This window comes from Aeromonas sp. 6P, assembly GCF_051919525.1.
GTDB classification, from domain to species: domain Bacteria; phylum Pseudomonadota; class Gammaproteobacteria; order Enterobacterales; family Aeromonadaceae; genus Aeromonas; species Aeromonas veronii.
Genome location: NZ_JBQBEO010000002.1, coordinates 1,611,678 through 1,638,032, shown reverse-complemented (window position 1 = coordinate 1,638,032; position 26,355 = coordinate 1,611,678). Strand labels below are relative to the sequence as shown.

The following is a 26,355-nucleotide window of genomic DNA, read 5'->3' as shown; positions in this document are numbered from 1 at the left end:
CCTCCCGGCCTCAGGCTGGCAGATCGATCCCCGCCTCCCGCATCTGGGCCAGCTTGTAGCGCAGGGTGCGCGGGCTGATGCCGAGTCGGTCGGCCACCGCCTTGCGGCTGCCGTTACAATCTTGCAGGGTGTCGAGGATGATCTGGTGCTCCTGCTGCTTGAGCTCGCTGCCGAGGCGATCGCCACCATAGCTGCGCTCCACGCTGACAAACTCCATCTCCTGCTCGTCCAGCTCTTCCAGAATGAGGTGGTCACAATCAATGACCCCGTCGGGGCTGAGGATCAGGGCCCGCTGTACCACGTTGTCCAGCTCCCGCACGTTGCCGGGCCAGGGGTGAGCCAGCAGCCGTTCCCGCGAGGCATCCGTCAACTGTGGTGTCGGCAGCCCCTGCTGACTGGCATGGAGGGCCAGCAGGTGCTCCGCCAGCGGCAGAATGTCGCCGGGCCGCTCACAGAGGGCAGACCAGCGCAGCGGGAAGACGTTGAGGCGATAGTAGAGATCTTCGCGGAACAGGCCATCCTGCACCGCTTTTTTCAAATCCCGATTGCTGGTGGCGATGACCCGCACATCCAACGGGATCATCTTGCGACTGCCGAGCCGCTCCACCTCTTTCTCCTGCAGTACCCGCAGCAATTTGGCTTGCAACCCCTGATCCATCTCGGTGATCTCGTCGAGCAGCAGGGTCCCCCCCTGCGCCTGTTCGAACTTGCCCGGGCACCCCTGCACCGCGCCGGTAAAAGCTCCCTTCTCATAGCCAAACAGGGTCGCCTCCAGCATGTTTTCTGGAATGGCGGCGCAGTTGATGGCGACGAAGGGCTGCTCGGCGCGGCTGGAGTTGTCGTGAATGTAACGGGCCAGCACCTCTTTACCCGTCCCGCTCGGGCCGCTCACCATCACGGTCGCTTCGCTTCTGGCCACCCGGGTCGCCAACTGGAACAGCTCGGCAGTTTTGGGATCCCCGTAAACCACGGCGCGCTTCTCCACCTTCTGGGCGGGCACATAGCGGCTGACCTGATTAAGCAGCACCTCCGGCGAGAACGGCTTGGCCAGATAGTCGATGGCCCCTTCACGCATGGCGCGCACTGCGCCATCGATATTGGCGTAGGCGGTCATCAGCAGCACAGGTATCTGCGGATATTGCTGGCGAATGGTGGCCAGCAGGGTGAGGCCGTCCATCCCCCCCATCTGGATATCGGAGATCACCATGTCAAACGGCTGACGGGAGAGGGCCAGCAGAGCCCGCTCGCCGCTGTCCGCTTCACGGCACTCATAACCGCCGAGCAACAAGGTATCCACCAGCGCTTCGCGCAGGCCATTGTCATCTTCAACTACCAGGATCCTGGCCTGTGTCATGCTACACCTCCAAGCTGCACCGTTTGCTGGTGCAGGGGGAACGACAGAGTAAAGCAGGTGCCTTCACCGGGAACCGAGGCCACACCGACCTCCCCCTGATGGGCACGCACTACAGATTGCACCACCGCCAGTCCGAGACCAGTGCCTTGGGAGCGAGTGGTAAAGAAGGGTTCGAATACCTGACCGAGCTGATGGGAAGGGATCCCCTTGCCATTATCGATGACCCGCATCTCCACCCGGGCACCGCTGCGCACCGCGCTGACCAAGAGTGACGTAGCCCCTGCCTGCTGGGCATTGGCAATCAGGTTGTTGATGGCCCCCGCCAGCGCACTGCTGTTGGCCAGCAGACAGAGATCGGGCTCCGGCGCCTCCATGTGCAGCTCGCAGCCCTGCTGCTGGCAAAAGGCCTCGGCACCGGCCTGCACTTCGGCCAGCAGCCCTTGTACCGAGATGGGGGTGACCACCTGATTGTCGCCATTGCGGGCAAACAGCAAGATGTCGTTGATCTGCTTCTCCAGATCCTGCAAACGGGCCATCAGCTTTTGCTGAAACTGAGTGCGGGATTCCGGTTTGAGGGTGCGGTTGGCCAGGTTTGCGGCATAAAGCATGGCAGCGGAGAGCGGCGTGCGGATCTGGTGGGCGAGCGAGGCCGCCATATTGCCCAGCGCCGACAGCCGCTTCATGTGGTTTATGCGGTCTTGCAGTTTACGGGTTTCGGTCAGGTCATTGATAAAAACCAGCTGGCCGGGCTGATCCGGCAGCGGTTGGGTCGATAGCTGCACCCGGCGCCCGTCACGCAGGGAGATCTCGTGGCCATCATCCTCGCGCGGCTCGAAGCAGCGGGCAATGATGTGGCGCCAGAGCTCCCCTTCCAGCGGCTCCCCCAGCAGGGAGATGGCCGCCGGATTCGCGCGGGTGACCACCCCTGCCCCGTCAAGCAGCAACACCCCGGTGGGGAGCGCCTTGAAGATGGCATAGAGCTGGCTCACTTCGTGGGACTGGAGTGGCATGTCCTGCTGCTGGATTGTCATAAACCTGACCTCAAACTGGCTATTGGGTCAGGTCATTCAATTTCCATGCCACTAAATTACATGAAGTAAAACAATGAATTGCGCATTAGCGTCAAGGCTTTGACCCTCAGACGTCCTTGCTCATCCCGTACTTTTTCATCTTCTCCACCAGGGTGGTACGGCGCATGCCGAGCAGATCGGCGGCGCGGGCCACCACCCCGTCCTGAGACTCCAGCGCCTGACGGATCAGCTCGACTTCGAGGTCGGCCAGCATCTCTTTGAGGTTGACCCCCTCCTCCGGCAACTGCATGGTACGAGCCGAGGCGAGGGAGTGATCCAGCTCGGGCGGATCCTGAAACACCGCCGCCAACGCATCCCGTTCATCCATCTCGGTCAGCCGCTCATCCCGCGGCTCACTCGGCAGCAGGCGATAACGGCTCGGCAGATCGGCCACATCGACAATCTGGTGTGGGTAGAGGATCAACAGTCGCTCCAGCAGATTGGATAGCTCGCGCACGTTGCCGGGCCAGGGGTACTGCATCAGTGACTCCAGCGCCCGCTGGGTCAACCGGATAAAGCCATGGTGCTGCTCGGCATGGCGGTTGAGCAGCTCCTGCAGCAGCAGCGGGATGTCATCGATGCGATCCCGCAGCGGCGGCGTCTCAATGGGGAAGACGTTGAGGCGGTAGTAGAGATCTTCACGAAAACCCTGAGTGCGGATCATCGCCTCCAGATCCCGGTGGGTCGCCGCGATGATGCGCACATCGGCCTGAATGGGCTTGCCGCCACCGACCCGGTCGAACAACCGCTCCTGCAGCACCCGCAGCAGTTTGACCTGCATCGGCATCGGCATATCGCCGATCTCGTCGAGGAACAGGGTGCCCCCCTGCGCCAGCTCGAAGCGACCGCGACGAGCCGCGATGGCACCGGTAAACGCCCCCTTCTCGTGGCCAAACAGTTCGCTCTCCAGCAATTCGGCCGGAATAGCGCCGCAGTTGATGGGCACGAAGGGGCCACTGCTGCGGGAAGAGAGTTCATGGATAGCGCGCGCCACCACCTCTTTACCAGTGCCGGACTCGCCGAGGATCAGCACGTTGGCATCGGTCTCGGCCACCTGGCTGATGAGGCGGCGTACCTCCTGGATCCCCTTCCCTTTGCCCACCAGCAAACGCAGCAGGGCCTGCCCCTTGTCATGGGTCTGCTGACGGGGATGCAAGGATACAAAGGCCTGACAGAAGTGCAGATGACGAGTAAGGGATTCATAGGTAAAGGGCGAGATCGCGACCCCGATAAAGTTGCTGTTGGGCAGATCGGCCTCAACCAGCGAGAGGAAGGGGGTACGGGGGAAGGCGGCCAGCAGCTCTGACAAGGGACGGTCGGTCAGCTCACCCACCAGCACCCCTTGCAGCGGACCGGAGGATTCGATGGCTACATCCAGATCGCTTTGTGCCACCTCCTGCCACGGGATCCCCATAAACGAGAGCACGGTTCCCAACTGTTGGCGCCGCTGCGCATCGGCATCAACAATCAACACCCCCATCTCCACCATATCCATTCCTCGCGATGTCCTGAACTAACTTATTGTTTTATTTAATGATAAAACAGCTACCGACTGTCTTTTTGCTGGCACACAAAGTGCCAAAATTCCGACGCATTGTCAAAAATTGTCGTATTCAGGCTAAGTGTATCGACAGAAACGGGAGATTAGATAAATTTTGCCGAGGAATTTTCTGCATTGGCGCCGTTAACAAACGCCGCCAATAGCGGAAAGAAAACTGCCCTCGTCAGAGGGCAGCATGGGACACGGTGAAGCGCATTCAGTGGCGATTATGGTGGTGCGGCGCCGCGTAACGACACTCGGGGAAACGGCTGCAAGCCAGAAAGAGTCGACCGGCGTGGGGGCCTTTTTTCGCCTCCCGCTCCACCAGCGGCGCATCACAACGAGGGCAGTGGTGCACTTCATGCTCTTCATCATCCTCTACATCGGCGAACAAGCCATCGACCAGCTCCCCCTCACTCTGTGGCGCCTCCACCATCCCCTTGGCCTTAATGGCGGGCTCGTGAAATGGCGCGGGCGAGATCGCCTCGGCATGGGGAGTGCGGCCACGCATTCCGGCACTGACATCCACGCCGTCCAGCAGCAGAGGGTTGAACGTCGGCTCGCGGCGCGCCCCGTGCAGCAGATCGTCGATCAAGGGTTCGCTGGTTTTGACCAGCAGCGGCAGGATCTGTTCGCGCAGCTCTTCCACCAGATAGCTGGCACTTGCCGGGATCTGCAGCAACGGCAGTCCGGCGCTGTCGCAGGCGGTTTTCAGAAAGAGATCCCGCGCCTTGCGCTTCTGGTGACGGTGGGAGCTGTCATCGAGTTCGATGGCACAGATAAAGGAGAGATCAGCGGGGTGGCAAAGCAGATAGTCGAAATGCTTGGCGCTGATCTTGTTGAAGTACTGCTGCCATTTGCTTTTGCCGATCCCGGCCTGCGGCGTCAGCACATCGGCCACCCGCACCTTGGCAAAGACCCGGGCCTTGTCACCCACCGCCAGATCCAGCACCCCGAGGAAGGATCGCTCGGCGGGACTGAACAGGGTCTCCTGCATATCATAGGGCAGGCGCTTTTGCTGTCTGCCTCTGCTCCAGAAGATCGCCAGCACAAGCAGCGCCAGCAACAACAATCCCGATAGGACAAGGGTATTCATGAGAGCACGATCCAGTTCACGACACGAAAGGGGAATCACTTTACCACAGCCGCCACGGAGCAAGGCAGCAGACCCGTGTATAGAAAGTGAAAAGTCCCGTCTTTTTATCTATTTGTCAGCAGGCGGGGGTTCATATGACCAGCCCCAGCAGGCACAATAGGGATAGAGCACAAAATCCCATTTCAAGGAGAGCAGGATGCAAAAGCAATTGGTGGTCACCGTGATCGGTGCAGACAAACCCGGGATTGTCGAGAGTCTGGCAGCAGTCATCAGCCGCGAGCAGGGTAACTGGCTGGGCAGCGCCATGAGCGAACTGGCGGGCCAGTTTGCCGGTATCCTCCATGTCTCTGTCCCCGATGAGCACTATCGCAGCCTGTGCGAAGCACTAGCCCTTCTACCGGATCTGACCATCAGCTTTGCCGAAGGGACACCTACCACCGAGCCAGCCCATCAAGTCATGATGACGGTGACCGGCAACGACCGCCCCGGTATCGTCCATGAAGTAGCCAGCATCCTGCGCCAGCTCGAGATCAACGTGGCCGATCTCACCACTGGCTGTGAACCGGCTCCCCACTCCGGCGCCCCGCTCTTCTATGCCCATGCGCTGGTTGCCCTGCCCGACGGGCTCGCGATGGATACGCTTATCACCGCGCTGGAATCCCTCTCCGACGATCTGGTGGTCGACATCGACGAAGCGTTCAGCGAGCAGTAACAATACTGTCATTTATTTGTCATATATTAACGCCATAACTGCCGCGCAGACGCGACCTGAAACAGAGGCACAAGATGAGCACCGACAAGCAGTATGAAGAGAAAGAGCTGAGCTGGCTCTCATTCAATGAACGGGTGTTGCAAGAGGCAATGGACAAGACGGTGCCCCTTATCGAGCGGGTTCGTTTTCTGGGGATCTTCTCCTCCAACCAGGATGAGTTCTTCAAGGTACGGGTATCGGACGTCAAGCGTCGCATCCTCATCAATGAAGTACATGGTGGCGACGATGAAGCGAAAGTGCTGCTGCGCGCCATCCAGCAAAAAGTGATGGCGCTCGGTGAAGCGTTCGACAACACCTATAAAGAGCTGTTGATTGCGCTGGCCCGCCACAACATCTTTCTGGTCAACGAGAACCAGCTCTCAGATGCCATTCAGAAGTGGCTGCGGGTCTTCTTCAAGGAGAAGGTGCTGCGCCACATCATCCCGATCCTGCTCAACAAAGAGGTTAATCCGGTCAAATTCCTCAAGGATGAGTACACCTATCTGGCCATCGAGATGAAGAAGAACGGTCAGGTGATCCAGTACGCTCTGGTGGAAGTGCCGACCGACGACCTGCCCCGCTTCTTCCAGCTGCCGCCGGAAGGGACCCGCCGCAAGAAGCAGATCATCATTCTTGATAACGTCATCCGCTTCTGCCTCGACGAGATCTTCAAAGGCTTCTTCGACTACGACGAGATTGCCGCTTATGCGGTGAAGCTGACCCGGGATGCCGAATATGATCTCTCCGACCAGCTGGACTTGAGCCTGGTGGACAAGATGAGTGACGGCTTGAAGCAGCGCCTCACCGCCATGCCGGTGCGCTTCGTCTACGAGCGGGAGATGCCCGCCGCCATGATAAGCTTCCTCAAGCTCAAGCTGCAGATCAGCTCCTACGACGCCATCATGCCGGGTGGACGCTATCACAACTTCAAGGATTTCATCGGCTTCCCCAACGTGGGCCGTGACTATCTGGAAAACCCCAAGCTGCCGGCCCTCGATTGCCGCGATTTTGACGGCTTCGTCAACGCCTTCGATGCGATTACCAAGCAGGATATCCTGCTCTACTACCCGTATCACAAGTTCCACCACTTCACCGAGCTGGTGCGCCAGGCGGCGTTCGACCCGGCGGTCAGCGCCATTCGCATCAACATTTATCGGGTGGCCAAGAAGTCGCGGATCATCCACTCCCTCATTGATGCCGCCAACAACGGCAAGAAGGTGACCGTGGTGGTCGAGCTGCGCGCCCGTTTCGACGAGGCGGCCAACATCGACTGGGCCAACATCCTTACCGATGCCGGGGTCAAGGTGGTGTTCGGGGTACCGAGCCTCAAGATCCACTCCAAGCTCTGCCTCATCACCCGCCACGAAAATGGCGAGGCGGTGCGCTACGCCCATATCGGCACCGGGAACTTCAACGAGAAGACCGCCAAGATCTACACCGACTTCTCGCTGCTGACCCGCAATCCGGATATCACCGCCGAAGTGGAAGGGGTATTTGAATACATCGAGTACCCCTATAAGCGTTACAAATTCAACCACCTGCTGGTCTCCCCCATCAACAGCCGCCGTCAGCTCTATCGCCTCATCGACAACGAGCTCTCCAACGCCAAGGCGGGCCAGCCGAGCGGTATCATCCTCAAGATCAACAATCTGGTGGACAAGGATCTCATCAACCGCCTCTATGCCGCCGGGCAGGCGGGAGTACCGATCCAGATGATCATCCGTGGCATGTGCGCCCTGCGCCCGGGTGTGCCAGGTCTCAGTGACAACATCAAGGTGATCAGCATCATCGACCGCTTCCTCGAGCACCCTCGGGTGATGGTGTTCCACAACAAGGGCAACCCCCAGCTCTATATCTCCAGCGCCGACTGGATGAGCCGCAATATCGACGGCCGTATTGAGGTGGGCACCCCCATTTATGACGAGCGCCTCAAGCAGCGCATCATGGACATTCTCGAACTACAACTGAGTGATACCTGCAAGGCGCGGGTCATTGATGCCGACCAGCAGAACGAGTATGTGAAGCGGGGCAACCGCCGCAAGATCCGCTCTCAGGTGGCGATTTACGACTATCTCAAACGTATCGAGTCAAACAATGGACAATAGTCTCTATGCCGCCGTGGATCTCGGCTCCAACAGTTTTCATATGGTGATCGCCCATCTGAGCGAAGGGCGTTTTCGCATCGTCGATCGCATCAAAGAGCGGGTGCGTCTGGCGGAAGGGATGGATGAGCAGAAGCGGATGAGCCCGGAGGCGATGGAACGCGGCCTCGCCTGCCTCTCGCTGTTTGCTGAGCGCCTCACCAATATCAAACCGGACCAGATCCGCATCGCAGGTACCTACACATTGCGCCGGGCCAGCAACGCGCGCGAATTTGTGAGTGAAGCAGCCAAGGTGCTCAACCACCCCATCGAGATCATCAGCGGGCAGGAAGAAGCACGGCTCATCTATCAGGGGGTTGCCCATACCCAGCATATCGAGGGCCAGGTACTGGTGATCGATATCGGTGGCGGCAGCACGGAGCTCATCATCGGTGAAGGGTTTGAACACAAGGCCCTTACCAGTCGCAAGATGGGCTGCGTCAGCTTTACCCAGAGCTTCTTTGCCAGCGGCAAGCTGAGCGACAAGCACTTCACCAATGCCGTGCTGGAGGCGCAGCACCAGCTCGCCCCCATCGTCAACCAGTACCGCAAGCTGGGCTGGCAGAGCTGCCTTGGCAGCTCAGGCTCCATTCGTACCGTGCGCGACGTGCTGCAAGGTGAGGGGCTGACCGATGGCAGTATTACGCTGGAGGGGCTGGAGCGGCTCAAGGCGCTGATGATTGAGCGCAAGCGAGTCGATAACCTCAAACTGGTCGGGCTTACCGAGGAGCGTCAGGAGGTGTTTGCCGCTGCGGTCGCCATCCTGCTCGGGCTGTTTACTTCGCTGCCCATCCAGCGGCTCGACTACTCCGATGGTGCGCTGCGCGAAGGATTGCTGTATGAGTTCGAGGAGCGCTTGCAGCACCACGATATTCGCGAACGCACCGCACAGGCGCTCGGTACCCACTACCGGATGGACCGCAAACAAGCCGCCCGGGTGGAGCAGAGCGTGCTGACGCTGTTCGATGCCCTGCAAGAGCCCTGGCAGATGGAAGTAGAGCCCTATCGAGCCATCCTCGGCTGGGCGGCCCGGCTTCACGAAATTGGCCTTGCCATCAACTACAGCGGCATTCATCGCCACTCCGCCTATATCCTGCAACACACCGACCTGCCCGGCTTCAACCAGGACGATCAGGCGCTGCTGGCTGCGCTGGTACGCTTTCAGCGCAAGGGGCTCAAGCTCTCCGAGCTGCCGCCCCTACCCAACCACGACATGCAGACGGTGCTGCGCTGCATCCGAATCCTGCGCCTCGCAGTCGCCGCTCACCACAAGCGGCAGGACAACCTGCTGCCTGAGTGGAAAGTCGCAGTGCAAGGGGATCAGCTGGTCGTGACCCTGCCGATCGACTGGTGCGAGGAGAACCGTCTCCTGATGCAAAATCTGGAGAAGGAGCACCGCTACTGTCAGGAGCAGGGCTGGCCACTGTTGTTCCAGCTCGGCTAAACCGGAAAGATAAATGCAAAAGGCAGCCCAATGGCTGCCTTTTTCATATCAATCTACCCGTTACTGCAACTCGGGCAGCAACCACTTGGCCATCTCGAAGTAGATGATAAGGCCGGTGCCATCCACCAGTGTCGCGATGAATGGCGCAGAGACCACCGCCGGATCGATGCGGAAACGACGCAGCACCATGGGAATAATGGATGCGACCGTAGCACTCCAGAGCACGATGGCGATGATGGTAAAGGTCACCACCATGCCAATCTGGGGACCGACGCCGAGACTCCATGCCCGTACCCAGGCCGCCATGGCAATGGCACCCGAGATGAGCAGACCGGTGGAGAGCTCCTTTTTCAGCACTGTGCCGAGATTGCGCAGACTCACCTCCCCGACCGCCATGGCACGTACTATGGTGGTGGTGATCTGGGTGCCGCTGTTACCGCCAGTACCGATCAGGAGCGGAATAAAGAAGGCCAGCGCGATAGCCGCTTCCAGCTGCTCCTCGAATGCCCGCAGCACGGTGCCGGTGTAGGCTTCCGCCACAAACAGGATGAGCAGCCAGCCCACCCGTTTGCGCCACAGCTGCCAGGGAGTCGCCTGCAGATAGGGAGTATCGAGTGGCGAGGAGCCACCCTGCATCTCGGCATCCTCGGTGGATTCGAGCTCCAGAATATCCGCAGCATCATCGACGTGGAAAATACCGACCAGTCGCCCCTGATCCTCGACAGGCAATACCGACAGGTCGCGGTCGATGAGCAGGCGCGCTGCCAGCTCCTGATCGGCTCGGGCGTTGATCCGCACCGTCTCCCGATCCATCAGGGTCGCGACACTGGCCAGCGGGTCGGCGATCAGCAAGGTCTTGAGGGAGAGGCTTCCTTGCAGACGACCATCCCCGTTGACCACATAAATATGGCGAAACAGCTGGGCATTGTCCCAGGCATCGTGGATCAGCTGTTTGGCGTGACCGACCGTGTCCTCCTCCCGCACCGCCAGATATTCGTGGCGCATGTTGGCACCCACCGACTCGGTGGGCCAATCCAGCAGGGAGTAATACATGGCCTGCGCCTGGGTCGGGAAGCGAGCCAGCAACATGGTTCGATCCTGACGACCCAGTTTGCGCAGGATGGCGACCATCTCGCGGCGGGGAATGGCCTCCTGCAACACGCTGACGATGCTGCCATGGAGCCGCTGCAACAGGCGCCCGGCACTCTCGGCCGAGAGTGAGCCGAGCAGTTCGGCACCTTGCGGAATTGGCAGGGTATCAAAGATGCAGTTGAGCTCTTCCGGACGCAGGGTCAGCAGTTGATCGGCGCGCTGAACCGGATCCAGATTATGTTCCAGCCAACCCTGCAGGGCGGCCAGATCGAGCAGTTGGTGACGGTTAAGAATGGTATGTGTTTTCTTCATCACAGATATCCTCATGTGATTTCAGGCGAGCCTGAATGCCTCCGAAAATAGCCGGATGCAACGACAAGAAAACAGCAATTTGATTGACGAGTAATAGGCAGGAAATGACGCCGTTCGGCGTGTCATCATCCCCACGTACCAGCTTTAGCACTGTATAACGTATCCGGCATGCCGGAAGCCACTTGGGTTTACACCTTAATCCGATGAAAACTGTCCTGATCTTGGGCGTCTCTGGACGTCGTGAGATCAGTGGCCTGTGTTTATACAGGAGCCTCGCCTAACGAGATGCTGCAAATAATTCGCACAACCCTCTGTTGTGCGGGCGGCATGATTATCCAATCCCGCTGGGAGGTCAACCCCGCAGCTCCCATTAAATGGGCAACGGCAACAGCTTGTTACAATTGGCAGGAGATGACACGGAACCAATTTCCATAGTCTGGACAAAAGCAAAGGCCCCAAAGGGGCCCTTCTTTAATTAGCGAATATAGTCAAATAGCGTCAGACGGCTTATTTTGCTGAAAGAGAGTTGCGAGGCACTCAATGCCGCATCCTCTTTTGACAGAGCGGAAATCACTTCATAGAGATCCGCTTCCGACACCTTGGCTCTCGCCTCGGCGTTGAGGGTACTCAATCCCTCATTGGAGCCCATAGCCTGTTCCAGACTATTCATCCGGCCGCCCAACTCACCCAACCCATGATCGATATTCAGGCGGGCATTTTTCATATGAACGGTGGCATCGGCTATTTTCTGCTCGAAGGTCTCGGCAGAAATAGCCGGATCTCGCAGAGCCGTAATAAAGTCCGACATACCATTCAATATGTTGTCATTCTTCGGTGGATTAAGATCAAACTGCTGAGCCGCACCACCTGCAGGCAAATCAAGGGTCAACTCCAACCCATTGAAAGGGATCTTGGTGCCAGCAGTGTAGTTACCCGTTTGCAACGTATTGCCACCGGCATCCTTGATATCATAGGTATCTGGCGGGCCTATGGTGGTTGATACGGTATAAGTGTTGTTGGGCAGTGCCGAGTTATAATTGGACTTATAGAAATTATCAAAGTTACCCTGATCGCCTATCCCGACATTGATATTTGCTGTGGTTGCACTGGCGGTTCTTCTGGTCGCCACGATTTCAAACAGATCCTGCCCGGAATCATTGGCAGCGATTTGTACTGTGGGTGAGACCTGAATATTTCGCTGACCTGGATCACCCTGATAAATATATTTTCCGTTGACGTCTTTTATATATGGCTGGGTCTTGCTCTGATTGCCACCAAATATAAATTCACCCGATGAGTTTTTGCTATTCATCAGGTCGAACATCTGCTGCTGCAACCCTTCAAGCTCGCTGGCGATGGCCTTGCGATCATCCATGCTGATAGCGCCATTATTTGACTTCTGGATCAGGGTCTGGGCACTGAGCATCGCCGTATTAAGAGAATCCAATACTGTCTCTTCATGCCCCAGGCTGTTTTCCAGCAAGCTGCCATTGACACTGTACTGCTTGAACAGGTCAATCTCCTTGGTCAGTGCCATCTTCTGACTCATCCCTGCGGGATCTTCTCCGGCTGTCTGAAATTTATTGCCGGTTTGCAGTTGTTGATAGGCAGTATTCAACCGCTCGTTGGCACTGTTGAGGGAATAGATATTCCGGTCGTAGATCATGTTGGTGGTGATGCGCATGACGTTACCTCACGGAAGAGAGCAGTGTATCGAAAATGGTTTTGGCCGTGCTGACGATTTGCGCCGATGCCGCATAGGATTGCTGGAAGCGGATCAGATTGGCCGCCTCCTCCTCCAGATTGACCCCAGACACGCTTTCAAAAATGCCGGTGCTCTGGATAAGCTTGGACTCATTGGCCTTGAGCAGCGTTTTTGCCTGACTGGTATTGTTGCCCACTTCCATCACCAACCCGGAATAGGCCTGATTGAAGGTCATCTTGTCGTTGGTCGTCCCACCATTGGTGCTCTTGCGCACCAGATCCTTGTTTTGCAGCTCGGCCAGAACCAGGCCATTGCTGTTATCGGCAAAGCCATTGCTGTTGTAACTGAGCTTGAAGCTGTCACCGGCATCCACCGTTCCGGTGATGCTGAACTCGTAGCCTGGCGCCTGTTTCGGGTTGGCATAGACTGCGGCTCCGGCGGGGAAAGGGTTGACGATCGCAGACATCAGGTTTTGCCCTTTGCTGCTCGCAGGGGCAGTGCCAATCAGGGTAGTGCCATCGGCTTGAAACACCTGATAGTTACCACTGGCATCGATTTTGACCACCTGAGGCGCTGTCGGGCTCAGACTATTGGTACCAAAACCTGACCCCACACCTGTATTGAATACGCCACCCAGTTTGATATCCGCCCCGCCGCCATTATTGGTGGTCTTTTCCGCTTTAAGCGGAGAGGCCAGGGCCAAATCTTCCGGTCGGGTGATCAGCTGACCCAGACCGGCGGCCGCACTTTTGGTGGGTTGCAGCAACAGTTTGTCACCCGCAGCCGGCGTGCCGGTGAGATCGATCGAGATCCCGTGCCCAGTCAGTTCAAAGGTTGTTGGTGGGGTAGCCCCCGCTGTGATCAAGGTACGATTGCCAGACTTGTCGAGCGAGAACACCTCATAACCGGTAGCACTGCTAAAGCGCACTTCGTAATCAAACGGAGTCACTGATGTCCCCTTGCCCGGCACGAAGCTGACATTCGCCCCGACCGTCCCGGTGTTATTGCCATAGGGTAAGCCCTTGCTGGTAGGCAGGGTGAAAATATCGCCGCCAATCTCGTTATCCAGATCCATCCCGAGGCGGTTCTGCTGGTTCATCGCATCGGCCATCGCCACGGCCAGCTGCCCCAGTTCGCGCTTGGTAGGCTCAAGGTCGGTACGCGCCTTGAACAGCCCCCCCATGGCGCCACCAAACGTATCGTGGTCGATGGTTGCCTGATTATCCCCCAGAGTCAGTTGCAGCTCCTGATCTCGGGAGTCAGGATCTCCTGCAATCACCTTGAACTGGGCGACGCCCCCATCGAGGATCAGCGAATGGCCGGTGCTCATATTGACCAGCATGCTGCCGTTGGGTTGGGCTACGGTACGAATATCCATCTTCTCCGACAGCTGGCGGATCGCCTCATCCCGCTGATCAAACAGCATCAGGTTCTCTTCGGGTGACCCCTGGGTGCGGATGATGGCCTGATTAAGATCATTGATGCTGGTGAGCAGGCTGTTGACCTGCTTGGTTTCATCTTCAATGCGGGTATTGAGGGTATCGCTCTGCTTGTCGAGCTGTGCCGAGAGAGTATGAAAACGGTTGACCATGCCACTCAACTCCGTCATCACCACCTTGCGCCCACCGATCTCGGCAGGCGATTCATTGGCAGAGTGAAATGACTTGAAGTAGGAGGTGATGGCTGCCCCCACGCTGTTGCTGGTATCCCCAAGCAAGCTGTCAACGCCAGCCAGCTGTTCATAATGGGTCAGGGAGGCATGATAGGCGGAGGTATCACGGCGCACCTCCCCCTGCATATAGTCATTGATCACCCGCTGGGTCTTGATGTCACCGGTCCCAAGACCGATGGTATTGGTATACACCAGCGTACGCTCACGCACATAGCCCTGGCTATTGACGTTCACTATGTTGTTACTGGTGGTCTGCAGCAGGCGTTGCTGTGCCAGCACGCCCGATGAACCAATCCCAAGCAGGTCGCTTGCCATACGTTACAGCTCCATCTCGTGGTATTGGGCAATGGCATCACTGCGCAATACCTGTTTCAATTTTCTGGCGTAGTGCGGGTCGGTGGCATAACCCGCCTGTTGCAGCGCCTCAAAGTAGCGATCAGGACTATCCACCTTCGCCAGGGCTCCCTTGTAGCGAGAGCCGGAAGTGAGGAAGTCTACGTAGTCATTGAAGCTCTCTTCAAACGACTCATAGGAGCGAAATGCCGCTTTCTGGCGGGAGGCGACGCCTTGCTCATACTCGAGCGTGCTGACCACCGCCTTGGGCCCTTCCCAGCGCGGATCGGCCTTGATACCAAACAGGTTATGGGTCACCTGCCCCTCGCCATCCTTGATCACCCGCTTGCCCCAACCGCTCTCCAGTGCCGCCTGAGCGACCAGTACCGCCGGGCTTAACCCCAACTTGTCGGCCGCTTTCTTGGCAAGCGGCATCAGGCGATTGACGAACTCTTCCGGCGTATCGAACTCTTTGCCCCCACTACCGGTGACACTGCCCTCTTCGCTGGCCATGCGTCCCATGGGCGGAATGCTGCGGTGCGGTCGACGGGGCATAGTGAGTGCATGGCTCTCCTTGACCCCCTCAGTCATCTCTTTTTCAGCAAAATCTTTGCCAACTTTTGATGCCGAGATCAAATCATCTGCTGCGGCCGTGGGTGGCTGATAGGGTTTGTAGGTCCTTTCGGTGCGCTGCGGCATCTTGAGCACCCGTCCATCCTGATGGGTAAAGGTCTCGGGAGAGAGCTGTTTGGCCACCATGTCAGCCAATCCCAGCCCCCCCTTGCTGGACATGTCGGCGACTCGCTGCTCATCCAGCATCCCTTCATAGAACTGGGTATAGCTGCTGTTCATCGGGTTGTCCTGAGTCAACACTCCGTTGGCCTGACGCATGCTCTGAAACAGCATCTGGGTAAAGATTGACTCGAACTGGCGTGACGCACTCTTGAGCGCTTCGGCCTGCCCCTCTTTGCTTTGGCTCATCTGGCGCAGACGATCCAGGTTCTTGATGTCCTGTACCATCCCGAGATTCATGCCGCTGTTGCTGTCAAACTCCGCCATTTTGCTTACCTCATTGCCACCCGTGGCAACCACTTGCCGCTTGTTACAATATGACCAGTTGCCCCTCGATGGCGCCTGCCTGCTGCAGCGCCTCAAGGATGGCCATCAAATCACCCGGGGCAACCCCGACCTGATTGACCGCCCGGACCAAATCGTCCAGGGTCGCACCGGTATCAAACTTGAACATCCGCCCCGGCTCCTGCTGGACATTGATGGTCGAGTTGTTGGTCACCGTCGTCTCTCCTCCCGCCAACGGGTTGGGCTGGGAGACCTGCTGGTTTTCGGCGATGGTCACCGTCAACCCGCCGTGGCTGATGGCCGCCGGTTTGAGCTTGACCTGACTGCCGATCACTATGGTGCCGGTGCGGGAGTTGACGATGATCTTGGCCGCCTCGTTGGCCGGATCCACCTCCAGATTCTCGATGGTGGCGAGATAGGAGACGCGTTGACCCGGATCCCGCGGGGCATAGACCTTGACCGAGGTGGCATCGAGCGCCTGAGCGGTATTGGGCCCCACCAGATCGTTGACCACATCGGCCAGACGGCGCGCCGTAGTAAAGTCGGGGCGGTTAAGGTTGAAGGTGATAGTGTCACCCTGACTGAAGGAGTTGGGCACCTCCCGCTCCACGGTCGCACCGTTGGCAATCCGCCCGACGGTCGGGGTATTGATCACTACCTTGGAACCATCAGCCCCCTCGGCCCCCAGACCACCGACCACCAGACTGCCCTGCGCGACCGCATAAACCCGGCCATCGAGCCCTTTCAGGAAGCTTTGCAGCAGAGTGCCGCCCCGCAGGCTCTTGGCCTCGCCGATGGCAGAGACCGTCACATCGATGGTCTGGCCCGGCTTGGAGAAGGGGGGCAGGTCGGCATGGATCGCCACCGGCGCCACATCTTTGATCTTGGGCTTGATGTTATCCGGCACCTTGATGCCAAAGTTGTTGAGCATCGTACGGAAGGTCTGCTCGGTGAAGGCGTTGTTCTTCTCGCCAGTGCCGGGCAACCCCACCACCAGACCGTAACCAATCAGCTGGTTGTTACGCACCCCTTCAACCGAGCTGATGTCCTTGATCCGGGCCGCATTGGCCACGCCCAAGGGCAGCAGACAGCAGAGCAGAGTGACAAGACGGAGTGACTTCATAACATCTCCTAGAGCGGCCACCAGGGACCATTGAAAAAGCTGGTAAGCCACCCTTGCTCCTGGCTATTGGCCAGATCGCCGGTACCACCGTAGTAAATGCGGGCATTAGCCACTTTCTGGGACGAAACGCTGTTATCAGATGTCACATCCTCCGGGCGAATAAGGCCGGTGATCCGGATATATTCATTGCCATTGTTGAGCATGATCCACTTCTCACCACGCACCACCAGATTGCCGTTGGGCAGCACCTTGGCCACGCTGACCGAAATATTGCCCTGCAGGCTGTTGCTCTGATCCGCCTTGGCCTGGCCCTTGAACGCGCTGTCTTGAGCAATGGAGGCTGAGAGATCATAGGGGCTGGCGGTCACGGGCACGCCACCCAACTTGACCGGGTCCAGATTGAACTTGTTATTCTTGCCACTCTGGGTATTGGCCTTTTTCGAGGCGGAGGTCGACTCCGACAACTCGATGGTAATGATGTCGCCTACCTTGTGTGCCTTGATATCCGAATAGATGCCATTGACCTGATCCGGCTGGAAAATCGCCCCTGTCGGTCGCACCGACACCGGCTCCGACTCCCCGTAGACGGGGGAAAACTCGGGATCATCAGGCTTGGGCGTATTGGGAGTGCTGCTACACCCTCCCAGCACCAACAATCCCAGCATCCATACAGCTTTCATCATGCGCCTCCTAATTAGGTACGCTGGATCAGGAAGGACATCATGCCGTCCACGGCGGAGAGCACCTTGGAGTTCATCTCGTAGACCCGCTGAGCCTGAATGAGGTTCACCAGCTCTTCGGTCACGTTGACGTTGGAAGTCTCCAGCATCCCCTGCTTGATCACCCCCAAGCCATCGGCACCGGCAGTCCCCTGAGCGGCAGCACCACTGGATTGGGTCTCGACAAACATGTTCTCCCCCATCGGCTGCAAGCCGCTGGCGTTGACGAAGTCGGAGATGTTGATCTGACCGACCACCTGAGAAGCGCCATCGCCCTTGAGCTGCACCGAGACCTGGCCATCTTCACCCACCGTCACGCTCTGGGCATTTTCCGGGATCTGGATTTCCGGTTGCAGCGGGTAGCCATTACCCGGGGTCACTATGGTCCCTTCATCGTTGAGGGTGAACTGACCGTTGCGGGTATAGGCCGCACTGCCATCCGGCAGCTGAATTTCAAAGTAGCCACGACCACTGATCATCAAATCGAGCGAGTTGTCAGTGGTTTGTACGTTACCCTGGCTGTGGTTTTTCTGGGTCGCCACCACCTTGGCACCCGCCCCCAGCATCAAGCCGGAGGGGAGCTCGGTATCGGCAGAGGAGCGGCCACCGGGCTGATTGATGTTTTGGTACAGCAGATCTTCAAAGATGGCCCGTGACTTTTTGAAGCCCACGGTGCTGGCGTTCGCCAGGTTGTTCGAGGTGACCGAAATATTGGTCTGCTGTGCATCCAACCCGGTCTTGCTGATCCAGAGTGCGGGATTCATAGGTAACTCCTTGATTAGCTGATTCGCAGCAGTTGGGTTTGAGCTTCATCATTCTCTTCGGCCGTCTTCATAATTTTGACCTGAGTTTCGAACTGGCGTTGCAGCCGGATCAGGTTGGTCATCTCATCCACCACATTGACGTTGCTCCCCTCAAGGGAGCCGGCAATCAGACCGACATTGGCAGAGGCGGGTTCATTCTGACCATCCTTGCGGCGAAACAGACCATCTTGGCCCTTCTCCACCGCATCGGCGGCAGGGTTGACCAGCTTGATCCGCTGGAAATCCTCCGGCAAATTGGCAGCAGCCCCTTCCGGACGGCCGCTGATGGTGCCATCCCGATTGATCTCGAGTTTCTCCATCGGCATCGGCAACACGATGGGCTGACCACCGTCATCCACCACATTCAGACCGGTCGAGGTCTGCAAATTGCCGGTCGCATTGACCTGCAAATTCCCCATGCGGGTATAGGCCTCACCGCCCTTGGGATCCTGCACGGCAATCCAGCCAGGACCATCCACCGCCACGTCCAAATCCCGTCCGGTGGTCATCAGCATGCCATGCTGCAGGTTCTGCCCCGGGCGCTCAGCCATGGCAAACACCCGGCTTGGCAAGCCCTCTCCGAACGCCTGCATGCTTCTCGCCTGCTCAAAATCTGACTTGAAGCCGGTGGTATTGGCATTGGCGAGGTTGTTGCCCCGAACAGCCAGGCTGTTCATGGTCTCTTTGGCCCCGGACATGGCGATATAAAGCAGGTGATCCATGGAATTCTCCGTCAAACAGATGACTCTGACAGGAGAAATGCAATTAGAGTGCCAACAGCAGAGATATGGGGGATAGGAGGATGGGAATGCGACAGAAACAGAGAGGGGGGCCAAGCCCCCTCTCATTATCATTTATTGCGGGATTAACGGATCTGCAGGATGGTCTGCTGCAGCGAACTGTTGACCTCCAGAGAACGGGAGTTGGCCTGGAAGTTACGCTGGGCAGTGATCAGGTCCACCAGCTCGGAGGTCAAATCCACGTTGGACTGCTCCAGGGAGGATGATTTGATGGTGCCAAATGTCCCTGAGTTTGGCGTCCCCGGCAAGGCATCGCCAGAGAGCAGAGACTGACGCCAGGAGGTATCGCCAACCTGAGTCAATCCTTGCGAGTTGGCAAACTTGGCCATTGCCACCATGGCCACCTTGATGGTGGTTGCGTTACTGTAAGTCGCGGACACGATGCCATCCGGAGTGATCTCCTCACCTTGGTCAACCGGCCGACAGTGGAGCCATCTTGCGACAACTTATTGACTTCAAATGGTGAGGCATATTGAGTTATTGTGCCCAGTGAAATCTCAAAAGTCTGAGTGGGGTCAGCACCATTAGTGATAATACCCGCACCGGCGGCACCCAATTGCTCCGTTTGGATTGTTGCAGGGGTGGTTGGGGTAATCATTTTACCATCGGCACCAAAGGTAAAACGCGCAGCCAAAGGTGCTTGGGCCACACCAGCAGCCATTTGAGTCTGCACCCCTGTGGCTATATCAATAGGCTTTTCACCCTCATATAAATACATACGCCATGCTGTAGGATCTGCCGGTTTGGTCGGGTCGGCATCGCTGGCTTCTTTAACGAAATATTTAGTGATGGTATGGGGCTCACCTAAAGAGTCATACACGACAACAGAGGTGGAGGACGAGTAGGTTTTCGAGTCCTTTGGATCAAAGCTCGACAGGCTACCAACTATTGGAGGTACAGCAAAGGATCCGGCATTGTGCCCGCCGATAACGGGGTCGCCTTGGACGGCAAATTGAAGCTTGCCTCAATCTTGCTGGTCTTGATTGGCTCGCCCGCCCGATCCGGTATCTGGATCGGCTTGGTAGCATTGATGCTGACCGCCTTCGGGGTGCCATCGGCGTTAATTTCATAACCTTGCAGGTAATGCCCCTGATTATTGACCATATAGCTGTTTTCATTAAGCTTGAAGGCCCCGGCACGGGTATAGGTGCGATCCAGGTTGGTCAAGCCATCAGAGGTCACAAAGAAGCCATTCCCCTGAATTGCCAAGTCCAGCGCGTTATTGGTAAATTGCAACGCCCCCTGGTGGAACTGCTGGGCAACCGCGCCAGTCGCCACACCATTACCGACCTGGGTCTTGGCGTTGACAAAGATGGAGTTGGCGTAAACATCCGCAAACTCAGCTCGGGACTCTTTAAAGCCCATGGTATTAACGTTGGCAATGTTGTTGGCGGTGACGTTCAAGTCTTTTTGTGCCGCGTTGACACCGCTCAAGGCATTGTTAAATGACATATCCAGCTCCTTAGATCGATGCTGTCGACGTGGTTTTTGACGGTGTAACCGTCGGATTTGAATTAGTGCCTGAAATTTGCAGAATATTGTTCAGATATTCGCTCCCCAGCCCTCTCAAGTTGAGACGAGTCGGGTTGGTGGCATTGCCCAAAGCAACGCTATCTACTTTGGCATAAGCAAATGTGGCAATACTTTCCGACTTCCCATCGAGCGCACCACTAGCTTTGATGACATATTTGCCTGAAGCGACTCGGTTACCGGCCTTGTCTTTACCATCCCAAGCAATTTCCACATTACCTTTTTGGTCGCCTTCGAGGGGAAACTCCTTGATAACCTGCCCCTTTTCATCCTCAACGGTGATTTTGACATTCGAATATTTATTCGTTGTGCCAACAGCAACAACTGCAGATAAAGGACCATCCTTGTCTAGAAATCCTGTATTGCCTTGTAACAGCACATTTTGTCCAACCAAAGAAGACGCCTGGAGAGCCTGGCTGGAGATCATCTGGTCATTAAGCTTACCCATTTGAGTAGACAGGCTACTGATCCCCTCAGACGTAGACATAGAGGCCATCTGGGAGAGCATCTGGGCATTGTCGACAGGCTTGAAGGGGTCTTGATACGATAATTGCATTGTTAGCAGCTTCATAAATGAAGCTTGATCCAGCTCTTTCTTGGGCGTCGTGGTTGTGCCTGTCGTCTGGGTCGTGGTACGGCTGATGCCGTTCACATTATTGGTTGTATCGACCATGCTGCATCCCTCCTATCAGGATTTGCCAAGCTGGAGCGTCTGCTGCAGCATCTTCTTGGCCGAATCTGCAACCTGTACGTTGGTCTGGTAGCTGCGCGAGGCGTTGATCATGTCGGCCATCTCTTCAACCATGTTGACGTTTGGTTTGAAGATAAAACCGTCTTTATCCGCCATCGGGTGGTTGGGGTTGTACTCCTTGAGCAGTGGCGCCTTGCTCTCGACAATCCCCTTCACCTCAACCCCGACCGAGCCCTGCTTGTCAGACATCGCCTGATCGAGCTGGGCGGCAAAGACTGGCCGCCTGGCGTGGTAAGTATTTTCCACACTGGAGCTGACGCTGTCCGCGTTGGCCATGTTGCTGGCAACCGTGTTGAGGCGCACTGACTGTGCGCTCATAGCCGAGCCTGCTATGTCAAAGACCTTGAACAAACTCATCACTGCTCTCCTTTCAGGGCCTTTAGCAGACCACTGATCTTGCTATTCATAAATTCAAGGGAGGTTTGATACTCGAGGCTATTGCGCAGAAATTCGCTGCGCTCCTGCTGCACATCGACTGTATTGCCGTCACCGGTATCCGGTTGCAGCGGGTTGCGATATTGCACGGTACCCGGGGCGTCCATATTCAAGGCAAAGTGCTTTTCGCTGGTCGTTGCCAAACCAAACCCCTGATGCGACTGGGCCTCCTGCAATGCCTGAGCAAAATTGATATCCCTGGCTTTGAAGCCTGGGGTATCTGCGTTGGCAATATTGCTGGAAAGCACCTCAGCACGCTTGGCGCGAACGCTTATGGTGTGTTGATGCACACCGAATGCCTTGTCAAATGAAAGAGCCATAGCATACCTCCTGCTTGGTTGATTTTGTTTGCAAGAGGTGTGCCATAAGCAAACCACTCAGATCGATGGTTTGGGTATGAGCACATTTCAGACCGAAAACGGCAGGAGCATCTCGCGCATTGAGTCAGACGGCATCATTTGGCCACCTTAAGGCTTCAACCACTTTTGCAGTGGCGAGATATGGTAGGTAAATAGAAAGACTGATCTGTAGATAAAGAAAGAGGGAAGCTCGTAGCTTCCCTCTTTGTATGAACTGGCAATATCCGGCAGACCCCGAATATCAAGGCGGTCAGGCCTATTTGACCTTGTAGACAATCCCCGGATTGCAGCGGATCATCTCGAACCGGTCAGTCAACCCGGCCAGTGACTCCGACGCTCCCAACATCAGATATCCACCGGGGTTGAGACTGGCAGCAAACTGGTTGAGGATCTTCGACTTCACTTCCGGCGCAAAATAGATGAGCACGTTACGGCAAAAGATAATGTCAAACTTGCCGAGCAGACTATAACTCTCCAGCAAGTTGAGTGGCCGGAAGGTGGTCAATTTTCTGACTCGCTCGGCAACCCGCATCTTGTTGTCACCATAGGGCTCAAAAAACATCTTCTTGCGCTCCGGTGACAAACCGCGCGCCAGAGCAAGGCTATCGTAAACGCCTTCCTTACACTGATTGAGCATGGTCGTCGAAATATCCGTCCCGACAATCTGTACGCCACCAGGCAAGGTCCCTGGCTTTTTCATCTGCTGCTCCAGTGCCGTCATGGCAATGGAATAGGGTTCCTGACCTGACGAGGATGCAGCCGACCAGATCTTGATGGGGCGGCCACTTTTCCCCAACTCGGGGAAAATCTTGTCGGTAAGAAGCTGAAACGGATAAGTATCACGAAACCAGAGGGTCTCGTTGGTCGTCATAGCATCCACCACGGCCATTTTCAGATCACGCTCTCGCACACTCATTGCACGGGTAACCAGATCAGACAGACTCTCGATGCCAAACTGAGCCATCAAAGGTGAAAGACGGCTCTTCACCAGATACTGTTTGTTATCCCCCAGCACAATTCCGCTCTGTACCGCCAGAAAGTTGCTGAACTGTTTGTATAAGTCGTCCGAAAGTGTCTTCATGCAGCTGTTCTTCTTTATTAGAGTGCGTTTTGTACGGCCTTGGCCAATTCATCAGGCTGGAACTTGGCGATAAAATTGTTCGCACCAACTTTCTGCACCATTGCCTGGTTGAATACTCCACTGAGCGAGGTATGCAGAATAACATGCAAATCCTTGAGATTGGGATTATTCCGGATCTCGGCAGTGAAGGTATAGCCATCCATTTCCGGCATTTCGATATCCGAAATAACCAGCGCAACCTGATCCTTGATAGGACCATTTTTGGTCATTTCCAGCAGCATGTTCAATGCTTCGCGGCCATCTTTGGCCAACACGCACTCGACACCGATAGCCTCAAGCGCACGTTGTACCTGTTTACGTGCCACTGAGGAGTCATCCGCAACAAGAACAGGACGCCCCAGAGTCGGGTGGTCGACGCTGGCCTGAACCAACTCCTCACTAACATCCGTTGCAACCGGCGAAATTTCGTTCAATATCCGCTCAACATCGAGGATTTCGACCAACTCGCCATCGACTTCAGTCACGGCTGTCATGTAGTTGATGCGACCCGCACCTTTGGGCGGAGGCAGGATGGATTCCCAGTTCATGTTGATGATGCGCTCGACCGAATGCACCAGAAAACCCTGAATAGAGCGGTTGTACTCGGAGATGATAATGAAGCATTTGCTCAGATCATCAATCGGGCGTTTGCCAACCGCCATGCTGAGGTCGATAACCGAGATCGTCTGGCCACGAATATGAGCCACTCCGCGAATGCAGGAGTTCAATTTTGGCATCACGGTCAAGGGGGGGCACTGCAACACTTCACGCACTTTGAATACGTTGATGCCAAATCTTTGACGTCCATTGAGACGAAACAACAACAACTCCAGCCGGTTTTGCCCCACTAGCTGGGTACGTTGGTTGACCGAGTCCAGGATACTGGCCATAAACACTCCCTAAAAACGCTTGGCATTAATCATGCATGCGTGATGGATTGCGTCAGACTATCGATGTGACAACGAACAGATTCTGAAGCAATCATAGTTAAATATGGTGATATGCGTGAACAACTTATCGACCAACGAGCGAAAATGATTAACCGACTTTTACTCATCAGCCTCTTTTTTGGCAGCATATCTTCCAGCTACGCCTCGGACGTCACTACTTATCTACAAGAAAAGGCACAAGAGTTCGTTTATAGCCAGCTGGATATTCCGTTGGATGCCAGAGCCGAGGTCACCTCTGCCACGCTGGATGAACGGCTCCCACTGACCCGCTGCGAAGATCTACTCACTATCAGCTTACCAGCAAAAATGGAAATTCGCCGTAATACAACAGTTTACCTTAAATGTGAGGAAGAGAGACCCTGGGACGTCTATCTCCCGGTGCGGGTCAGCATTCAAAAGCCCTATGTCACTGTGACCAACCCCATCGCCAAGGGGGACCTGCTGAGTGAAAGCCAGTTGGTGTTGGCCTATCAAGATCAGACCCTGATCCGCGGCGACTACCTGACTGACACAGCCCCTCTTATCGGAGTACGCAGCAAGCGGGAGATAAAACCTGGGCAACCCATCCGTTTGAGCCAGGTTTGTGTAGTGTGCAAAGGGGATCAGGTCACCCTGACGGCAGAAAACAGCAACTTCCAGATCAAAACCATGGCCCGAGCCTTGCAAGATGGCAGCTTCGGAGAGATCATCAAACTCGTCAATATTCGCTCCGGCAAAACCGTTGAGGGTAAAGTCAGTGCAGTAGGTGCCGTATCGGTCACTTTTTAAATCCGGATCCTTGACAACTTTTTTTCTAAAGTTTTGATCTGCCGCACCGATAAACAGGTAAGCAAACCTTAAAGCAGACGAAGGTAACTAAAATGGCCATCAACAATATCAACAACTTGGCGAATAATCGGTTGCAAAATACCGCTAATAGCCAGGGGACAGGCAGCAAGTCAGTCACCTCATCGCCCGAAAACAAAGCGGCTACTGTCAAGCTGGACTCCGTCTCCTTGACCAGTGAGGCGCAACAATTGCAAAAGATGCAACAAAACCTCAATACCGCCTCGACCGGCAATGAGAGCAAGGTCGAACGGCTGAAAAAAGCCGTCGCGAGTGGCGAATATCAGGTTAACAGCGACGCTGTGGCCAAGAAGATGTTCAGTTTCGAGGCCAATCTGGACAAAGTTCTGGGATGATGGATTTACCTTCGTTACTGCACACCCAAGATGATTACCTCAGCCAGATGCAAGGCATTCTGGAAGAGGAGTTCAGCTTGCTCGAACAGCATCAGGCACTGGCCCTGCCCGCACTGACCGAGCGCAAACAGCAGTTGCTTGCTGCGATAGAAACTCTGGACAAGACACTGGCAGAGATGCCGGAACTGGCACTGCAGCTGGCAGCCTATCCCGACGAGATGGCGCAACTTCGTGCAAAACTGGATGCCTGCCAGGCACAAAATGATATCAACGGTCGCTTGCTTGAATTGAGCATCGTATCAAACCGTCGTCTGGCAACCTTTCTGAGTCAGCTGCGCGATCGCAACAGCCTGACCTATGACGCCAAGGGCAACACTCGCTCTGGCACCCGCTCCTACGGTATAAAGGCCTGACATCTCTTATCAGGCCTTGCATTTTTGCTCTCCGTTTTAAAGCACCAGTCGCAACAACTCTCGCCCGTCCTCACACGCATTGACGCGCAGTACCCCGTCCTCATAGCACCCGTAACTGGCCGGCAGCTCACCGCGCGGGAAACAGATTGACCCCGGGTTCATCAAGATCCGTTCTCCCTGCCACTCCAGCACCGGTACATGGGTGTGACCGCTCAGGAACAGACTGCCTGGCGGGAGCTGAACCTCGTCTGATCGATAAAGATGGCCGTGGCTAACAAACCAGCGCCGCTCGTCGATCAGCAACTGGTTGTAGGGGGCGGTGATGGGAAAGCGCAACAGCATCTGATCCACTTCGGAATCACAATTGCCCCGCACCGCGATGATTTGCGGAGCCAACTCGTTGAGCCGATCGGCCACAGCGGCCGGGTTATACCCTTCCGGCAGAGGATTGCGCGGGCCATGGTTGAGCAGATCGCCGAGCAGCAGATAGTGATCCGGCTGCCAGGGCTCAAGTTGGGTCAGCACCCGCTCCAGCGCAATGATGCTGCCGTGGATGTCGGAAATGATGGCAAGTTTCATGAAAT

Annotated in this window: 24 protein-coding genes, 1 pseudogene and 1 riboswitch; of the genes and pseudogenes, 6 read left to right on the top strand and 19 right to left on the bottom strand. The window is 56.3% G+C overall.

The window, feature by feature from the left end; genetic code table 11:
- Positions 1-10 precede the first annotated feature (10 nt).
- From ACTG2J_RS07805 to ACTG2J_RS07790, 4 genes are all read right to left on the bottom strand, one after another.
- Entirely contained in the window at positions 11-1,354 is a 1,344-nt protein-coding gene (locus ACTG2J_RS07805; protein ID WP_043823348.1) for a sigma-54-dependent transcriptional regulator, read from the bottom strand.
- A complete protein-coding gene (locus ACTG2J_RS07800; RefSeq protein ID WP_118853617.1) occupies positions 1,351-2,385 on the bottom strand; it encodes a sensor histidine kinase in 1,035 nt (344 codons plus the stop codon). Before ACTG2J_RS07800 ends, ACTG2J_RS07805 begins: the two co-directional genes overlap by 4 nt.
- 106 nt (positions 2,386-2,491) lie before the next feature.
- Positions 2,492-3,913, bottom strand: a complete 1,422-nt coding sequence (locus tag ACTG2J_RS07795; RefSeq protein WP_162628355.1) for a sigma-54 dependent transcriptional regulator — start codon at positions 3,911-3,913, stop codon at positions 2,492-2,494.
- A gap of 268 nt (positions 3,914-4,181) precedes the next feature.
- Positions 4,182-5,060, bottom strand: coding sequence for a DUF2726 domain-containing protein (locus ACTG2J_RS07790; protein WP_162628329.1), 879 nt, complete (start codon positions 5,058-5,060; stop codon positions 4,182-4,184).
- Positions 5,061-5,256: 196 nt separating this feature from the next.
- Here ACTG2J_RS07790 and ACTG2J_RS07785 point away from each other — a divergent pair, with 196 nt between their 5' ends.
- The 3 genes from ACTG2J_RS07785 (at position 5,257) to ppx (ending at position 9,396) form a co-directional block, all read left to right on the top strand.
- On the top strand, positions 5,257-5,772 hold the full coding sequence (locus ACTG2J_RS07785; protein WP_088869422.1) for a glycine cleavage system protein R: 516 nt from the start codon (positions 5,257-5,259) through the stop codon (positions 5,770-5,772).
- A gap of 74 nt (positions 5,773-5,846) precedes the next feature.
- Positions 5,847-7,916 carry a polyphosphate kinase 1 gene (gene ppk1 / locus ACTG2J_RS07780; protein ID WP_005350671.1) on the top strand — a complete coding sequence of 690 codons (2,070 nt, stop codon included), beginning with the start codon at positions 5,847-5,849 and terminating at the stop codon, positions 7,914-7,916.
- On the top strand, positions 7,906-9,396 hold the full coding sequence (gene ppx / locus ACTG2J_RS07775) for an exopolyphosphatase (RefSeq protein ID WP_439988812.1): 1,491 nt from the start codon (positions 7,906-7,908) through the stop codon (positions 9,394-9,396). The genes ppk1 and ppx overlap by 11 nt, the downstream gene beginning before the upstream one ends.
- A 60-nt stretch (positions 9,397-9,456) precedes the next feature.
- Here ppx and mgtE read toward each other — a convergent pair whose 3' ends face one another.
- The 14 genes and pseudogenes from mgtE to ACTG2J_RS07705 form a co-directional block, all read right to left on the bottom strand.
- Positions 9,457-10,800, bottom strand: coding sequence for a magnesium transporter (gene mgtE / locus ACTG2J_RS07770; RefSeq protein ID WP_019446139.1), 1,344 nt, complete (start codon positions 10,798-10,800; stop codon positions 9,457-9,459).
- Between the two features lie 122 nt (positions 10,801-10,922).
- A riboswitch (M-box (ykoK) riboswitch) is annotated at positions 10,923-11,092 on the bottom strand.
- A 183-nt stretch (positions 11,093-11,275) separates the two neighbouring features.
- On the bottom strand, positions 11,276-12,484 hold the full coding sequence (flgL, locus tag ACTG2J_RS07765; protein WP_201990386.1) for a flagellar hook-associated protein FlgL: 1,209 nt from the start codon (positions 12,482-12,484) through the stop codon (positions 11,276-11,278).
- Positions 12,485-12,488: 4 nt separating this feature from the next.
- Positions 12,489-14,492, bottom strand: coding sequence for a flagellar hook-associated protein FlgK (flgK, locus tag ACTG2J_RS07760; protein ID WP_201990388.1), 2,004 nt, complete (start codon positions 14,490-14,492; stop codon positions 12,489-12,491).
- Positions 14,493-14,495: 3 nt separating this feature from the next.
- Positions 14,496-15,569: a flagellar assembly peptidoglycan hydrolase FlgJ gene (flgJ, locus tag ACTG2J_RS07755; protein WP_113738728.1), complete on the bottom strand. Its 1,074-nt coding sequence runs from the start codon at positions 15,567-15,569 to the stop codon at positions 14,496-14,498.
- Between the two features lie 43 nt (positions 15,570-15,612).
- Positions 15,613-16,710 (bottom strand): flagellar basal body P-ring protein FlgI, encoded by a 1,098-nt coding sequence (locus ACTG2J_RS07750; RefSeq protein WP_005350664.1) that lies wholly within the window; start codon positions 16,708-16,710, stop codon positions 15,613-15,615.
- 8 nt (positions 16,711-16,718) lie between these two features.
- Positions 16,719-17,390 (bottom strand): flagellar basal body L-ring protein FlgH, encoded by a 672-nt coding sequence (gene flgH, locus ACTG2J_RS07745; protein ID WP_005350662.1) that lies wholly within the window; start codon positions 17,388-17,390, stop codon positions 16,719-16,721.
- A 14-nt stretch (positions 17,391-17,404) separates the two neighbouring features.
- A complete protein-coding gene (flgG, locus tag ACTG2J_RS07740) occupies positions 17,405-18,193 on the bottom strand; it encodes a flagellar basal-body rod protein FlgG (RefSeq protein WP_005334158.1) in 789 nt (262 codons plus the stop codon).
- Positions 18,194-18,207: 14 nt separating this feature from the next.
- Positions 18,208-18,954: a flagellar basal-body rod protein FlgF gene (gene flgF / locus ACTG2J_RS07735; protein WP_005334159.1), complete on the bottom strand. Its 747-nt coding sequence runs from the start codon at positions 18,952-18,954 to the stop codon at positions 18,208-18,210.
- 143 nt (positions 18,955-19,097) lie between these two features.
- A pseudogene (gene flgE, locus ACTG2J_RS07730) lies at positions 19,098-20,484 on the bottom strand (flagellar hook protein FlgE).
- 10 nt (positions 20,485-20,494) lie between these two features.
- A complete protein-coding gene (locus ACTG2J_RS07725; protein WP_100646289.1) occupies positions 20,495-21,235 on the bottom strand; it encodes a flagellar hook assembly protein FlgD in 741 nt (246 codons plus the stop codon).
- A 15-nt stretch (positions 21,236-21,250) separates the two neighbouring features.
- The gene (gene flgC / locus ACTG2J_RS07720; protein WP_005350658.1) at positions 21,251-21,670 is read right to left on the bottom strand and encodes a flagellar basal body rod protein FlgC; all 420 of its coding nucleotides are present in this window, start codon (positions 21,668-21,670) and stop codon (positions 21,251-21,253) included.
- Positions 21,670-22,068 carry a flagellar basal body rod protein FlgB gene (gene flgB / locus ACTG2J_RS07715; protein ID WP_005334169.1) on the bottom strand — a complete coding sequence of 133 codons (399 nt, stop codon included), beginning with the start codon at positions 22,066-22,068 and terminating at the stop codon, positions 21,670-21,672. Before flgB ends, flgC begins: the two co-directional genes overlap by 1 nt.
- 295 nt (positions 22,069-22,363) lie before the next feature.
- Positions 22,364-23,188, bottom strand: coding sequence for a CheR family methyltransferase (locus ACTG2J_RS07710; RefSeq protein WP_005350656.1), 825 nt, complete (start codon positions 23,186-23,188; stop codon positions 22,364-22,366).
- A gap of 17 nt (positions 23,189-23,205) precedes the next feature.
- Complete coding sequence (locus tag ACTG2J_RS07705; protein ID WP_005334174.1) at positions 23,206-24,117, bottom strand: chemotaxis protein CheV; 912 nt, start codon at positions 24,115-24,117, stop codon at positions 23,206-23,208.
- A gap of 144 nt (positions 24,118-24,261) precedes the next feature.
- On the opposite strand from ACTG2J_RS07705, the gene flgA reads away from it, so the two are divergent.
- The 3 genes from flgA (at position 24,262) to ACTG2J_RS07690 (ending at position 25,771) form a co-directional block, all read left to right on the top strand.
- Positions 24,262-24,945 carry a flagellar basal body P-ring formation chaperone FlgA gene (gene flgA / locus ACTG2J_RS07700; RefSeq protein WP_113738730.1) on the top strand — a complete coding sequence of 228 codons (684 nt, stop codon included), beginning with the start codon at positions 24,262-24,264 and terminating at the stop codon, positions 24,943-24,945.
- 92 nt (positions 24,946-25,037) lie between these two features.
- Complete coding sequence (gene flgM / locus ACTG2J_RS07695; RefSeq protein WP_005334177.1) at positions 25,038-25,358, top strand: flagellar biosynthesis anti-sigma factor FlgM; 321 nt, start codon at positions 25,038-25,040, stop codon at positions 25,356-25,358.
- Positions 25,355-25,771, top strand: a complete 417-nt coding sequence (locus tag ACTG2J_RS07690) for a flagella synthesis protein FlgN (protein ID WP_040066163.1) — start codon at positions 25,355-25,357, stop codon at positions 25,769-25,771. Before flgM ends, ACTG2J_RS07690 begins: the two co-directional genes overlap by 4 nt.
- Positions 25,772-25,807: 36 nt before the next feature.
- Here ACTG2J_RS07690 and yfcE read toward each other — a convergent pair whose 3' ends face one another.
- Positions 25,808-26,350: a phosphodiesterase gene (gene yfcE / locus ACTG2J_RS07685; RefSeq protein ID WP_227273395.1), complete on the bottom strand. Its 543-nt coding sequence runs from the start codon at positions 26,348-26,350 to the stop codon at positions 25,808-25,810.
- Between the last annotated feature and the right edge of the window lie 5 nt (positions 26,351-26,355).

Bases quoted from the DNA above. Each gene is read 5' to 3' on its own strand.
- ACTG2J_RS07785 (WP_088869422.1), top strand. From the start codon at position 5,257: ATGCAAAAGCAATTGGTGGTCACCGTGATCGGTGCAGACAAACCCGGG.
- flgA (WP_113738730.1), top strand. From the start codon at position 24,262: ATGATTAACCGACTTTTACTCATCAGCCTCTTTTTTGGCAGCATATCT.
- ACTG2J_RS07805 (WP_043823348.1), bottom strand. From the start codon at position 1,354: ATGACACAGGCCAGGATCCTGGTAGTTGAAGATGACAATGGCCTGCGC.
- ACTG2J_RS07795 (WP_162628355.1), bottom strand. From the start codon at position 3,913: ATGGTGGAGATGGGGGTGTTGATTGTTGATGCCGATGCGCAGCGGCGC.
- yfcE (WP_227273395.1), bottom strand. From the start codon at position 26,350: ATGAAACTTGCCATCATTTCCGACATCCACGGCAGCATCATTGCGCTG.
- mgtE (WP_019446139.1), bottom strand. From the start codon at position 10,800: ATGAAGAAAACACATACCATTCTTAACCGTCACCAACTGCTCGATCTG.
- flgK (WP_201990388.1), bottom strand. From the start codon at position 14,492: ATGGCAAGCGACCTGCTTGGGATTGGTTCATCGGGCGTGCTGGCACAG.
- ppx (WP_439988812.1), top strand. From the start codon at position 7,906: ATGGACAATAGTCTCTATGCCGCCGTGGATCTCGGCTCCAACAGTTTT.
- ACTG2J_RS07705 (WP_005334174.1), bottom strand. From the start codon at position 24,117: ATGGCCAGTATCCTGGACTCGGTCAACCAACGTACCCAGCTAGTGGGG.
- flgF (WP_005334159.1), bottom strand. From the start codon at position 18,954: ATGGATCACCTGCTTTATATCGCCATGTCCGGGGCCAAAGAGACCATG.
- flgH (WP_005350662.1), bottom strand. From the start codon at position 17,390: ATGAAAGCTGTATGGATGCTGGGATTGTTGGTGCTGGGAGGGTGTAGC.
- ACTG2J_RS07800 (WP_118853617.1), bottom strand. From the start codon at position 2,385: ATGACAATCCAGCAGCAGGACATGCCACTCCAGTCCCACGAAGTGAGC.
- ppk1 (WP_005350671.1), top strand. From the start codon at position 5,847: ATGAGCACCGACAAGCAGTATGAAGAGAAAGAGCTGAGCTGGCTCTCA.
- ACTG2J_RS07690 (WP_040066163.1), top strand. From the start codon at position 25,355: ATGATGGATTTACCTTCGTTACTGCACACCCAAGATGATTACCTCAGC.
- ACTG2J_RS07790 (WP_162628329.1), bottom strand. From the start codon at position 5,060: ATGAATACCCTTGTCCTATCGGGATTGTTGTTGCTGGCGCTGCTTGTG.
- ACTG2J_RS07750 (WP_005350664.1), bottom strand. From the start codon at position 16,710: ATGAAGTCACTCCGTCTTGTCACTCTGCTCTGCTGTCTGCTGCCCTTG.
- ACTG2J_RS07710 (WP_005350656.1), bottom strand. From the start codon at position 23,188: ATGAAGACACTTTCGGACGACTTATACAAACAGTTCAGCAACTTTCTG.
- flgJ (WP_113738728.1), bottom strand. From the start codon at position 15,569: ATGGCGGAGTTTGACAGCAACAGCGGCATGAATCTCGGGATGGTACAG.
- flgC (WP_005350658.1), bottom strand. From the start codon at position 21,670: ATGAGTTTGTTCAAGGTCTTTGACATAGCAGGCTCGGCTATGAGCGCA.
- ACTG2J_RS07725 (WP_100646289.1), bottom strand. From the start codon at position 21,235: ATGGTCGATACAACCAATAATGTGAACGGCATCAGCCGTACCACGACC.
- flgL (WP_201990386.1), bottom strand. From the start codon at position 12,484: ATGCGCATCACCACCAACATGATCTACGACCGGAATATCTATTCCCTC.
- flgB (WP_005334169.1), bottom strand. From the start codon at position 22,068: ATGGCTCTTTCATTTGACAAGGCATTCGGTGTGCATCAACACACCATA.
- flgM (WP_005334177.1), top strand. From the start codon at position 25,038: ATGGCCATCAACAATATCAACAACTTGGCGAATAATCGGTTGCAAAAT.
- flgG (WP_005334158.1), bottom strand. From the start codon at position 18,193: ATGAATCCCGCACTCTGGATCAGCAAGACCGGGTTGGATGCACAGCAG.